Source organism: Citrobacter sp. R-1.5.2 (genome assembly GCF_035064245.1).
Lineage (GTDB): Bacteria > Pseudomonadota > Gammaproteobacteria > Enterobacterales > Enterobacteriaceae > Citrobacter.
The window spans coordinates 23,934-37,512 of sequence record NZ_JASEYC010000012.1 but is presented as its reverse complement, the minus strand read 5'-3'; the positions used below and the strand labels follow the sequence as shown (position 1 = coordinate 37,512).

The following is a 13,579-nucleotide window of genomic DNA, read 5'->3' as shown; positions in this document are numbered from 1 at the left end:
TTTTACGCTATCAGCACAAAAGCATTTTTAATGTTTTAATCAGGCTGTCCTGCTCGAAGTCGCCTTTGGCAATATAAGCATCCGCCCCCACCTGAATGCCACGTCGCCGGTCTTCTTCCTTCGCGCGGGAGGTCACGATGATAATTGGCGTGTGCTGATAGTTTTTCTCTCCACGCAGCGATTTGGTGAAGGTGAAACCATCCATAAACGGCATTTCGACATCCGTCAGCACAGCATCAAACTGGGTCAATTTCGCTTTTTGTAGACCCGATAACCCATCTTCTGCCAGCGTGACCTGATAGCCATGCGCTTCCAGCACGTTCTTTTCAATCTCGCGGGTATTGAGTGAGTCATCGACCACCAGCACGTGCCAGGCATCTTGCGCGACACTGACTGGCTGCACAGGAGTGCTGGTTTGCCGTGATTGTTGCGCCATCGCCATCAGCGCCGGGACCTGCAGAATACTGACCAGTTGGTTATCAGGGGTCTGTACCATCCCGGACACCAGCGATTGCTGCTGCATATGCTTCGGCAACGGCTTGATCATCATCTTGCGTTCATCGAGCAGCTTATCAACGCGTAGTGCCATTTTGCTGTACTGGTTCTGCACCACGATTAATCGTTGCCCTACCGGTGGGGCACTGCTTTGACGATCGTGAATACCTAGCAGAGCACCGGCACAAATCACCGGAATAAACTCGTTATGCAAAATGATGGCGGGTCGCCCGGCAATGTCGTTAATCCCTTCGGGGGTGCATTCCACCACCTCAACCACATACTGAGCAGCCAGTCCGAACAGGTGGCCCTGTTCTTCAAATTGCAGGATACGCATCATTGCCAGCGAAACGGGCAGACGCAGGCTAAAGCACGTCCCGACTCCCTGCCGGCTATGTACCTGCAAATCCCCCTGCAGGTCGGTGACCACCGTTTTGCGCACCACATCAAGGCCTACGCCACGCCCGGAAAGCTCTGAAACAATTTTGCTGGTGGAAAAACCGGGATGGAAAATCAGCTCATTACACTCTTGTTCAGAGAGTTGCCCGGCCATTGATGCAGGAACCAAACCTTTGCTGACCGCTTTTGCGCTGATCGCCTCATAGTTCAGGCCGCGCCCGTCATCTTCGACGCGCAGTAGTATTCCGCTTCCATCCTGTTGCGTACTGATGGTGATGGTGCCGCGCGTCGATTTTCCCAGCGCCAGCCGCTCATCAATTTCACCAATACCGTGATCGACCGCGTTACGCAGCAAGTGCGTCAGCGGCTCCGATAACCGGTCAATAAGCTGTCGGTCGATTTCCACTTCGCCCCCTACAAAGCGGCAAACGACCTGTTTGTTCAGCGTGGAGGCCAGTTCGCTGACCTGCAGTGAAATCGGCTCAAATAGGGTGGACAGCGGCAGCATACGGATCCGCGCCGCCACGTCGTACAGTTCATACATCTGCAAATGCTGAACCTGAACGCTCGCTTTCAGTTGAGCGCTGAAATCATGGATCTGCTGGCGCAACTGTTCTGCGCTAAGCCCTAACAGCCGGGGCACCAGTTGGCTCAGGTTTTGTATCTGCTGTTCCAGGCGGTCATGACCTGCAAGCACTTCCCCGAGAATGTCGATCAGGTCGTCAAGTTTATTCAGCTTTACCCGTACTGAATCAGCCTGTTTTATACCTGAATCCACAGCGATCGTCGGCACTGGTGCCGGAGTCGCTGTCGAAGGAAGCGGTTTTTCCGACACTCCCGCCGCCTCGACAACCAATGTGACAGCCTCCCCGCGGCTGGCGCTGGCAAGGCGTTCACATAAACTCGCATCTGCCGGGGGGAGTTGATTATCTCCGTCACTGACAAAAAGCTGGGTGAGTTGACCGGAAAGATACTCCACGGACTCATGGATCAGATTGCCAAGCGCCCTGTCAGGCGTCAGTTTCTTATCCCGCAGTTCGCTAAGAACGTCCTCGAGGTGGTGCGTGACATCAGCAATGCTTTGCAGTTTCAGCATCCTCGCGCCCCCCTTCAGGGTATGCGCGGCCCGAAACATTTCCCCAATCCATGCGTCAGTATGTTCATCAGCGGAGAGCAAAAACGCGCCCTCGCTGATCGTCTGCAAATGACCTCTCCCTTCATCAATAAAACGCAGAACGAATTTTTTCAGATCGATAGCCATAATCGTTCTTTTTACCCGCTTTGATGGGCGAATTGCGCCAGTTGATGTTCACAAAGAAAACGAAACGTATTTCCAGGAAATACCATGGGCAAACGCAGACGACAAACCGTTGAAGGATTGTTCATTTCGTCGTTAAGTAATTGCATCACCACGCGATACGTACGCTGAGCGGGCTGGCGAAGCTCGCTTTGCCGATACATTTCAGCCAGATAATAGTGTGCAGGCCAGTAGCCAGGTTCCTGATAGACCACCTGTTTAAACCAGGCGATGGCCTGTTGCGTTTGGTGTTGCCACATCATCGCCAGACCGAGCAGCATTTTTGCTTCTGCCGACCATTCATCCTGCGCGAGGATCTTTTGCGCATTTCCGGCCGTCTGGGAAAACTCTCGTTGCTCCAGTGCAATCACGCCCTGAATCAGCAGCGCATCCTGGTTGCGGGGATCGTTGCGTAATACGCAGGCAATACACGCTTCAGCTTCGGAAAAACACTTCTCATCAAGGCAGACACGGGCCTTTTTCAACCAGTCATCACATTGCTGCGCCGTGGGTGCGGGAGGTTCACACACCACGGGGGCGCGAGGAAGAGGGACGCGTACCGCGACGCGGGGCACCGGAGCGACTTTAGGAGCTTCTCGATGATGGCAGAAATAAAAAATGCCCTCTTCTTGCTCAAGCTTCAGAATATCGAAATTGTTGGCCAGCGTTTCCGCGTAGCCAAAGAACAAGGCTCCCTGCGGCTGCAGCATCTTAAGCAGGTTGCCATGCAGTTCGCGGCGTGTCGGCGTATCGAAATAGATAGACACGTTACGCAGCAAAATAATGTCAACTTCAGGCAGTAACTGCTCTTTGATAATGTTGGTGCGATGAAATGAGACTTTCTCGCGGATTTCATCATGCAGACGGAACAGATTACCTGTCCGGGTAAAATAGCGCTGCTGAATCAGCGGATCGACACCACGAAACGAGTAGCTGGAATAACAGGCATTTCTGGCTTTTGCCAGAATCACCGGGTCAATATCACAACCGTAGATTTCAACCTGCTGCGCCATCCCGTTCTGGTACTTTTCATGCAGCTTGATTGCCAGCGAGTAGGCTTCTTCGCCGGATGAACATCCCGCGCTCAGAATACGCACCGGGCCGCTACGCTGTTGCAGAAGGCGGGGCACCCATTTGTCGCAGATGAGATCCAGCGTGTCGCTTTCACGAAAAAAATACGTTTCGTTAATTGTAATCAGCGTAACAAAGCTATCAAACTCATCCTGAGAGATGCGCAGCCGTTCATAGTATTCATAGTAATTGCTGATTCCCAGCTCGGCCATACGTCGACTCAGCGCCGATTCCAGCAACGCTTCCATCGCATTATCAAAGTGCAAACCCACCCGGTCTTTGATCAACCGGGCATAATCGGGGAGATTGGGTATCATGGCAATTTACTCTCAACATGCCCGTGAAAAGCCATCGAAAGCAGAACCTTCGCAAGGTCATCCAACGGGATTGTGCGATGGATAAGCTGTTTGTCGATTGCGTTCTTATTCATACCGAAAACAACAGAGCTTTCTTCATCCTGCGCCAGCGTCCTTCCTCCCCGCCGGAAAATCAGTTCAATACCACGACAGCCATCGCTGCCCATTCCCGTCATAATCAGCCCAACGGCTTTTTCACGAAAAACCTCAGCAACCGACTCCAGCAGCAGATTACAGCTGGGGTGATACAAATCACTTTCCTGTCTCGGGATCGCGGCCAGCCGTTGGTTTGTTTTGACGATCAGATGCTGTTCAGGCGGCAGTATGTACACATACCCTGCTTCCACACGATCGTCTTCCTGCGCCAGTCGAACCTTCAGTTCAGTCACGCTGTCCAGCCAGTGCACCATGTTTTTGGCAAAACCGTCGGCAATGTGTTGTGCAATCAACACCGGGCACGGGAACGTACCGGGCAACGCCTGCAATAGCCTGCTCAGCGCCTGTGGCCCGCCGGTAGAACAGGCTATCGCCAGCACAAAAGGCCAGTCCTCTGGTGTCTTTTCGGCATCCATTGCCGGGTGAGTTCCCGGTACGCGTTGCTTTGTGGGATAGCGTAATCCCTTGATATGACGAATCACTTTTACACCAACCAGCAATTCTACTTTGCGATGCAGCACTTCACTCGACAACGGAGCGCCACTGCTGTGGTGCAATACCGCCAGCGCACCGCGGGAAATGAAATCATCATCCCACTGGTTTTCAGGGAAATAGCGCAGAACAAGAATTGGGATAGCGCTGGTCGCCATAATGGTTTCAACGATCTCAACGTTATCTGCCGTCGACGTATCCAGCGTCAGGATCAACAGGTCAGGCATCAACTGTTGTAACAGTCGAATCGCCTGCCTGCGGTGGGCTGCTTGCCCCACAACCCTTATATGCGAGTGCTCCTCCAGTTTTCTGACCAGCTCGTTGCGCGACACGCTGCCCAGATCGTGGATCAGCACCCGAATGTTGCCGCTATTCATGTCAGGCATCCATATCCGTCAAAGTAAATGACGTCGAAGCCTCTTTCAGCGCTTTCGACAGATGCGTCATATCCTGACTCACGATCAAAATGTCTTTGATGGATTGCGACGTGTAATTACTGGCGACAACAATTTCACGAAGCGCCATAACCACTTGATTACTAGCCGTTTTCTGCTGTTGTGTTGACAGGGAGATTTGCAGCGCCGCCGTGGACGTTTGCTCCGCGGTGACAACAATGTCGTTCAGATGCTCGGCGCTCACTTTACAGGCCCTGGCGCCCGCTTTGATGCTCTCCCCGCCTTTTTCCGCATTCAGCACCAGACGATTGATGGCGTTTTGGATCTCGCTGATCTTGTTCTCGATCTCAACCGTTGATTCCGTCACGGAATCGGCCAGACGCCGGATCTCCGCCGCCACGACCGAGAAGCGTTTCCCGGCTTCTCCGGCACTGGCCGCTTCCAGCGCTGCGTTAAAAGCAATCAATTTGGTTTGATCGGCAACGCTGTTAATGATCACCATCACGCGGCTGATTTCCGTCGACTTATTGCCCAGCATCATAATTTCACGCATGTTTTGCTGGTTATCGGTATCAATATCCGTCATACGCATCAGCAATTGCGACATCGACTCAGAACCTTTATTGCAATCTTCGAGCGTCTGGTTGGCAATATCCACAACCGCCCGCGAGTGCTCCGCGATCTGTGTGGAAGAGGCGGACAACTCCTCCATCGTTGAGGTGATTTCCGCAACCGATGATGAGGTCTCGACGCTGGTAGATGCCTGACCATCGACCGCTTCTGTAATATGCATCGACGCCTGATGTACCGAGTTGGCGTGAGAAACCATATCCCCCACCAGTGAGTGCAAACGCTGGCGCATCATCTCTACTGCGCCAAGTAGCTCGCCAATCTCATCATGATGGTCGATTGGAACCTCTACCGTTAAGTCACCTTCAGCAATGGTCTGCGCAATACCCAGTACGCGGTTTAGACGGCGTGAAATCAGGAAGCGGCTGGCCACCGCAATCAGCAGTAAAATGACGGGCAGCAGGAAGGCGGTGAACAGCAGCAGGCCATTACGGACCAGGTTACTGCTCCTGGCGACATCATCAACATAGCTGGTTGTCGCGATAACCCAATTGATCCCGTCAACATATTCATAGACGGCGACTTTCGTTTTGGGTGCAGTGCCATAGCCACTCACCCAATCGTAATAGGTAATACCGTTTTTATGCTCGAGGATATCGGCAAACAGCTTGTATCCCTTGGCATCGGTGATATTGATCGCCTGCTGATTACTGAGCGACGGGTGCACCAGCATACGCCCGGGTTCAAATCCGGCATCCAATACATACGCGTAGCCATCTTTCCCAATACGCACATTCAGCAAGCGCTGAATGATCGGTTGCAGACTCTGCTTAACATCGAAACCTACCGCAACGGCTCCCACCACCTGACCATACTTATCGGCAATCGGCTCGTAGTGGCTAATAAACTGTTTTCCAAACAGCGTGACCACACCAGAAAACGGTTTGTTTTTCAGAAGAAGCGGCAATGCCGGATTATCACGGCCCAATGCCGTTGCCGTCGCCGTGTTGCCAGAGTTTGCTAACAGCGTACTGCTGACGCGAACAAACTGCTCGCCTTCCAGTACAAAAGTACTGGCAAATACGCTGGTTAATTCGGTGAAATGCGAGTTGGTCGTTGGGCTACTTAGAACCGCTTTTAATTCAGCTGCATCCATAGAATGCAGTGGTTTATTGGCAACATTCTGATAATTGTTAATATAAACATTGCTGTAATGTTCCGCATCCCGGGTCACTCTCTGGAATTCATTAGAGATGCTGTTATGAAAAATACGCGTATTGGTCTTGATCATTTCCAGCGCATTGGCTTGCAGCTCTTTCGACAGATAAGACGACAATATAAATGAAGCACCAATCAGCAACGTCGCAATGCAGATAACCAGAATCATACCGAGCTTCATTGCCACGCCGGGATGGATATTGTGTAGCCAGGATATTATTCGTGCACCGGACCCCTCAGAGGACGCCACAGCCGACCGTTCTTTCACTTTAATAACATCACTCATGATTTTTGTTCTCTACCTGAGAAGAAATTACGCTTGTTGGTCATAATTAAATTTGCACACGCTATTCCAGCATGAGCAGCGGCGTTGGCTTACCTATGTGATACCCTTGCAACCACCCCACCCCCATTTGCTCAAGGCACGCCTGAATGCTGGCGTTCTCAACAAACTCGGCGACAACCTGCATATTTTTCATTGCAGCGACGCGACAGAATGATTCAACGATGTAGTAGCTGATTTCACTTTCCGTGATCCGGCGAATAAAAGATCCATCGATTTTCAAAATGTCCGCTTCGATGTTCATCAAACGCGCATAGCTCGCAAACCCGGTACCAAAATCATCAATTGCAACCCGGCACCCCAGTTGACGAATTAAATGCAGCGCTTCTACAGTTTGTTCTTTGTCCGACAGCGTATCCGCCTCGGTTATTTCAAAAATAACGCGCTGCGGATCCACACCGTAATCCTGCAATAGCTGGGTGATCTTCGAGACAATATTTGAGCGACACACCGTGACAGGAGTCAGGTTAATGGAGAAGCATCGTTGGGGGCGATCGGACATCGCTTTGAAGGTATTTTCGATTACCCATAAATCAATATCCGGAGCTAACCCCGCTTCATGCGCCACTGGCAGGAAACTGTTTGGAGGAATAAATTCGCCTTTATCATTGAGCATCCGGATCAGGATTTCATGATAAAGCGCCTCCCCCCGGGTACTGACGATCGGCTGGGCCATCAGTACAAACGCATTGTTATCCAGCGCGTTTTGCAGCGCGGTACGAATATCTGTTTTATCGGCAATATGGTCACCAAGGATCCGGCTATGCTGGGCTTCAAGGTTTTCGGGTCTGCCGTTGGTTAGCGACAAACCCGCAACCATGGCAAGCTTGCCAACCAGTTGATAGATATCATCGCTGATATCGTTAATCAGGCAGTAGCCCAGACCAGTGCGAAAACCCAACCGCTGGTTATTGTGAAAGAGGCGAAAACCGTTAGCGGCATGGTACAAATCGCATAGCCGCTCATAGGAACCATCTTCAAGGCGGATCAGCAGATCATAACCTGCGTGGTAATAGACTTTCTCGCTTTCAACCAAATACCGCTGGAGATGATCGGCCAGAATCTTTTGATAGTGCGCGCGAAAATGAAAACCATAGCGGCGAGAAAAAAGCTCCAGCTCGGGGATCTGAATCAGACAGACTGTCGCGTTCTTCGTCGTAAACAGCTCGGTCTTCAGCGCGCGTAAATTTGCCATCCCCGTCATGGGATCGGTCAACCCCAACAGCAACGCCTGGTTAAACCGCTGCCGGGTAAATTTGGCCAATGCCCCCATAATCACGATAGTCAGTGAAAAGACAAAGATCAGCGTAGAAACCAGCGCCTGATGCAGCATGAAGTTAACATCGTTGGCGATGTAACTTTCGTTATGTTTACCCAGGATAATCAGGACCACAGCCCATACGGGCATGGTGAACATATGGCCAATTTTTATCGCGCCCCACAGCATGAGCGGGAACAGAAGAATCAGACTATAGAACGAGAAAAAGATGTTTGGGTTAGGCGGCGACGTTAAACAAAACATCAGGCCCAGCAGCAACACGCACCAGGCAACCACGCCGTATGAACTCACATTACCTTTGCACTGCCCGACGACCGACTTAGCAAACGTAAACAAGTAAGACGGGCGGCGAGTGATACGGAATATCTTGTAGAAGAACGGGATCCCGGTCAGGCAACCGTTGACGATCCCTTGAACACGCACCAGCATTTCCAGACTCATCACCGGGTAATTGGCGACATCGGGGCGGTAAGCGTGGATCACGAATACAGCGAAGAGCTTGCCGAATACTAAGTACAGCAGAATGTTGTAACCACACAGCCAGACAATACGATTGAGGCTAATTTTGACCCGGCCAAAGCTACTTGAGCTGCGTCTGCCCGTCACTTTCCGGTATATCGCATAGCTTAAGGTCGATGCCAGAATCAGGCACAGCGCATCCAGGTGTTCATTTTGCGGACCGAGAGCAAACATAAGAACAAGAAACAGGAGAAACCCTGGCAGAACCCGGAAACCAAACAGGACAAGTGCGCCCGAAAAAACGGCCAGCTTAAGATCGTAAACTGTTAAAATATTATTATTGAAAATACAGTGTCCGTTAAGATATTGTGCCAACGGATAAAAAAGACTGGGTAAAAAAAGAGGCAGGCACCATTCTCGAATGCTTTTCGCAGTGATTGTATTTATTATCGCGTCCAAAACAATTTATCCGCTACACACTATACCAATAGGACTTTAATCCAGACTCTAATGTCGCAAACAGTTCCTTTTGGGTCAGCCGATTAACCGTAGCAAAATTGTCAACATTGACCGCGCACTGAGAACATAAAGTAATGATCTATGAGGAAGCGCGTATTTTATTCACATCAAGTCAGGAAATAAACACCCGCATATAGATAAAAATGGACATTTTGCAGATAAAAAGACAACTTCTTGCGTCAAGATAAAAACAACAACCATCTGATCTACAACACAAAAACAAACAGCCATGATAATTACTCTACGAATCTTACGGAAGGCAAAAACACATTCTCCGGCACCGTTAATGTCAACTTTAATACAATGTAAAAATGATAATGAAAAATGTATTTTAGTGTACAAATTTACCTATTGACGAAAAGAACAGCATTATTTATATTCGCATACCGTTATTTTTGTCATTACTCACCGTTGTTCAATGTTAGTTATTTGTTACGCTTGGCGTTTCAAATTTGTCATCTAATACTATTCCATTAAGTAATAGCAGAAATTCAATTCAGCATTAGCACTATCTTTTCAGGAATTAACAAAATCTGTGGCAACGTCTCGGTTTTCCCTTAGAGCTATAAAGGGGTGGCAACATTCGATCACCGGCAAAATAACGCAATTTTTGCTGGCGGGCATCGTTATTGCTTTTGGCGCTGGCGCCTTTACCAGCTGGAGCCTGATAGACAACTTCTCCTGGCAGCAGTGGGTTCAGCGGGCGGAAGCAAATGCACAGATCATGACCTACATCATCAGAAGCGTGTACACCAACGTGTCGGTTGAAACCAGCGATTCAGGGCAAATCTCCCGTATCGTCTCCGACCGACAAATTGGCGATACCGACTCCATTCTGCAAACCGGCTATAACCCGGTAGACGTCCTGGCGCTGGCTTCGGTGCAAACACACAGCCCTACCTGGCTGTTTCTTTACACGCCGGAGAAAGGCTACGTCGGCATCAACAATAAATCGGAAGATGGCGAAGGCATTATCTCCTTCTCCGGACACCTGCCGCGTGACGTGCTGGCCAATTACTACATCGGTTTCGCCCAGATTAATGGTGAAGAGTGCTTTATTAGCGCAGTCCCTATTTTGACGCCATCTGGCGAAATCCTCGGTAGCCTGATAAGCAGCATTGGTAAAAAGAGCGACCTGTACGCAGCCTACGATGCGATGCTGAAAAAGAGCTGCATCATCTTTGTTCTCATTTTGCTGGTGACGTTGGCGCTGGGTACCTTGTTCATGCGCCGGTTATTCCGCCCGGTTCCGTTACTGATTAATTCGATTACCCGCATTGCCCATGAAGAGACCGACTGCATAACGCCCTACCTTGACCAGGACGATGAGATTGGCCATCTGGCCGGTGCGATTGAAAAACTGCGTGTGGCAATGAAAGAACGCGGCTATCTGCAACGCATGCATGAGATGTCGCAAAAGATGGAGCATATGGCCCATCATGATTCGCTGACCGGATTACCTAACCGCGTTTCGTTTGGTCTTGAGCTGGATAAACGCGTCAGCGAAATCCATCAGGAAGAAAAGCAGTTCAACCTGCTGCTCATCGACCTCGATAACTTTAAACCGGTCAATGACACTTTCGGTCATAAAGCAGGCGATGAAGTGTTAATCAGCGTGGCCCAGCGTCTGCAATTGCTACTGGGACCTAACGATATGGCAGCGCGACTGGGCGGTGATGAATTTGCGATCCTGCAACAGGTCAGCGAGAACGCCGTCAAAGAAGCAAACCGCCTGTCGAAACGTATCATTCGGGCATTGAGCACCCCCTTCACCTGGAGCACTCACACATTCTCCATTAGCTGCAGCATCGGGATTACAACAGCCCCCTGGCAGGGCAATAACACCTCCACATTGATGATCAATGCCGACCTTGCCATGTATGCCTCCAAACATCATGGCCGCGGTTGCTTCCATTTCTTCGAAGACGGCATGGTGATGACGCAGACTCACGGTCTGTTCATTAACCAGGAGATCATCGACGGTATTGATAACGAGGAGTTCGAACTTCACTACCAACCGATTATGAATCTGCATGATGAAACGGTTTATGGCTATGAATCGCTGATCCGCTGGAACCATCCGACCAAAGGCCTGATTTACCCTGATTATTTTATCAATATTGCCGAAAGCTCCGGCCTAATTGTCCGTTTAGGTGAGTGGATTATTCGCCAGTCCTGCGAATCCGCAGCCAAATGGCCGGAACACATCCGGGTTGCCGTCAATATCTCGGCCTATCAGCTACACAGCCCCGGCCTGGTTGACGTGATTAAAGATGCATTACGTAACAGCCAACTGTCAGCAGAACGCCTGGAAATAGAGATCACTGAATCGGAGAAACTGGATAAGGCGATTGCCTTGCCCGTACTGCAAGAGATCCGTTCTCTGGGCATCGAAATCGCAATGGACGATTTAGGAACCGGATACGCGGCGCTGGATTATTTACTGATCTACCCTTTCACCCGCATTAAGATCGCACGCTCGCTGGTCGAGAAGCTGAAGCAAGATAATGCCAGCCAGTATTTGATCGTAATGCTTATCCAGTTCGCTCATAAATACAATATGTCGGTTACTGCAGAAGGGGTGGAAACCGAATATCAGCGGGACATTCTGCGCGATATTGAGTGCCAGCATGTTCAGGGATATTTCTTCAGCTATCCACTCCGCGAGCATGACGTGTTGTCCTCCTTTAGCGAAGCGCTTTTTGCAGAGGAGGCGTGCAATGTCTGACGTCTTGCGCATCACAACACGCGTATTGCTGGTCTTTTCTTTGCTGATCGCCTATTGCACACGTTGCACGGCCGCATCTCCCCCGTCGTTACATGCGCTGGAGAAGATTGCCAGTACACAAACCATCATCCTTGGCTATCAGGATGATGCGTTTCCCTTCTCCTGGCAGAACGGTAATGACCCCGCAGGCTATTCTATTGATATTTGCAAAAATATTGTCAGCGCGCTCAAAACAAAACTACAGCTTAAAAAGCTAAACATTGAGTGGGTGAAGGCCAATTCGGCATCACAGTTTGTACTGATGAAAAATCATATGGCAGACATCATGTGTATACCTGCCTTTTATTCGAAAAGCCGCCACAACATTAGCGAATTCTCACTGCCTTTTTACTTTTCCAGCACCCGCTATGTCATGCGTAAAAATGACAGCATTAACCATTTGGGCGAACTATCCGGGCATAGCGTGCTGGTAAAAAGCGGCACAATTTATGTGGAGCAATTGCAAAAAATCAATACCGCTAATGCCCTTGATATCAATATTCAGCTTGATACGAATAATGTTGCCGCCTTCAATGAACTCAAGAATGGCGAATATTCGGCCCTGATCTCCAGCACGGTATTATTGAAAGGGATGATTGCTCAGGCCACCAATCCCGAAGATTATGCGCTGTCAAAAATTGCCCTCAGTGCCCCACTTCCGGCCGGGCTGTTGCTCCCTTTACACGATAAAGAATTTAAAGAATTTGTTGATAGTGCGCTCTCGTCACTCATGACCAGCAAAGAGTTTACCGCGCTGTACACTAAATGGTTTCAGTCTCCGATACCGCCAGGCGCCATTAATTTAAACATTCCCATGTCAGATAACCTGAAAGCACTCACCGCAGCTAAGAAGAAGATCAGTTTTGATTATGAAAAATATAATTAATCATGAAATGACAAGGATAACGCGCGCGATGCATTGGCTGATCTTGCTGGTTGGCGTCGCGACATCCCCTGCACTGATAGCGCAGCAAAACGCCGCTACGCTTGACCATATCCAGTACAGCAGCGTGTTAAACATCGGCTATCGTCAATTACCGCCTTTCTCTTTCACCGATAAAAGTGGCAAAGTCACGGGTTACACCGTAGCGCTGTGCAACATCATTGCCGATAAACTACGCCTGTATCTGAAGCTCAACAGCTTAACCGTTCACTATATTCCCGTGAACTTTGCGGATCGTTTCTCCGCATTGAACACCCGCAAAATAGATATGGATTGTGGCGTTAATGCTAACGCGCCGGAGCGGACCTCCAGCGTTTCATTTTCTATTGACTATTACATCGCCAAAATGCGCATTATCTCGTTGCGCAAAAACAATATTGACGCGCTTGAGGATTTAAAAGGACGGACAGTGAGCCTGACTGGAAGCTCAAAAGATCTGCTGGAATTTAATAAAGTCAACAGAGAGAAGCATCTCAATATCTCAACGATTACCACCACCACCATCAACGGTGCGTTCGAGAAAATGGCACATAATGAATCCACCGCATTATTCCTCGATGATGTTCTGTCCTGGCCGCTGATCAACCACGATGAACAACCCGAACAATTTAGCGTGTCGTCTGAGACCATCGGCAGTGATATGCACTATGCCATTATGATGCGCAAGAACGATCCGCAGTTTGTGACCTTTGTTAACAGTACGCTGAAAAATATTTTTGCCTCACCGCTTGATGCACAGCTGCGTAAAAAATGGCTGATGCCTGATTCCTGCAAAAATATAAATCATCAACCCGCCGTCCATTGCCAGCATAGCAATTGA

8 protein-coding genes are annotated in these 13,579 nt (G+C 49.6%); 3 read left to right on the top strand and 5 right to left on the bottom strand.

The annotated features are described in order from the left end of the window. Positions 1-10 precede the first annotated feature (10 nt). From QMN38_RS19005 to QMN38_RS18985, 5 genes are all read right to left on the bottom strand, one after another. On the bottom strand, positions 11-2,155 hold the full coding sequence (locus tag QMN38_RS19005; protein WP_323605638.1) for a hybrid sensor histidine kinase/response regulator: 2,145 nt from the start codon (positions 2,153-2,155) through the stop codon (positions 11-13). 11 nt (positions 2,156-2,166) lie between these two features. Next, entirely contained in the window at positions 2,167-3,579 is a 1,413-nt protein-coding gene (locus QMN38_RS19000; protein WP_323605636.1) for a CheR family methyltransferase, read from the bottom strand. Next, positions 3,576-4,643: a chemotaxis protein CheB gene (locus tag QMN38_RS18995; protein ID WP_323605634.1), complete on the bottom strand. Its 1,068-nt coding sequence runs from the start codon at positions 4,641-4,643 to the stop codon at positions 3,576-3,578. The genes QMN38_RS19000 and QMN38_RS18995 overlap by 4 nt, the downstream gene beginning before the upstream one ends. Before the next feature lies 1 nt (position 4,644). Beyond that, positions 4,645-6,735, bottom strand: coding sequence for a methyl-accepting chemotaxis protein (locus QMN38_RS18990; protein ID WP_323605633.1), 2,091 nt, complete (start codon positions 6,733-6,735; stop codon positions 4,645-4,647). 61 nt (positions 6,736-6,796) lie between these two features. After that, positions 6,797-8,764, bottom strand: a complete 1,968-nt coding sequence (locus tag QMN38_RS18985; RefSeq protein ID WP_271456879.1) for a sensor domain-containing phosphodiesterase — start codon at positions 8,762-8,764, stop codon at positions 6,797-6,799. An 820-nt stretch (positions 8,765-9,584) separates the two neighbouring features. Between QMN38_RS18985 and QMN38_RS18980 the strand changes: the two genes are divergently transcribed. The 3 genes from QMN38_RS18980 to QMN38_RS18970 are packed head-to-tail and all read left to right on the top strand — an operon-like array spanning position 9,585 to position 13,579. Further along, a complete protein-coding gene (locus QMN38_RS18980; protein ID WP_323605632.1) occupies positions 9,585-11,777 on the top strand; it encodes a putative bifunctional diguanylate cyclase/phosphodiesterase in 2,193 nt (730 codons plus the stop codon). After that, positions 11,680-12,702, top strand: a complete 1,023-nt coding sequence (locus QMN38_RS18975) for a transporter substrate-binding domain-containing protein (protein ID WP_323605630.1) — start codon at positions 11,680-11,682, stop codon at positions 12,700-12,702. The genes QMN38_RS18980 and QMN38_RS18975 overlap by 98 nt, the downstream gene beginning before the upstream one ends. A gap of 28 nt (positions 12,703-12,730) precedes the next feature. Continuing rightward, complete coding sequence (locus tag QMN38_RS18970) at positions 12,731-13,579, top strand: transporter substrate-binding domain-containing protein (RefSeq protein ID WP_271456882.1); 849 nt, start codon at positions 12,731-12,733, stop codon at positions 13,577-13,579.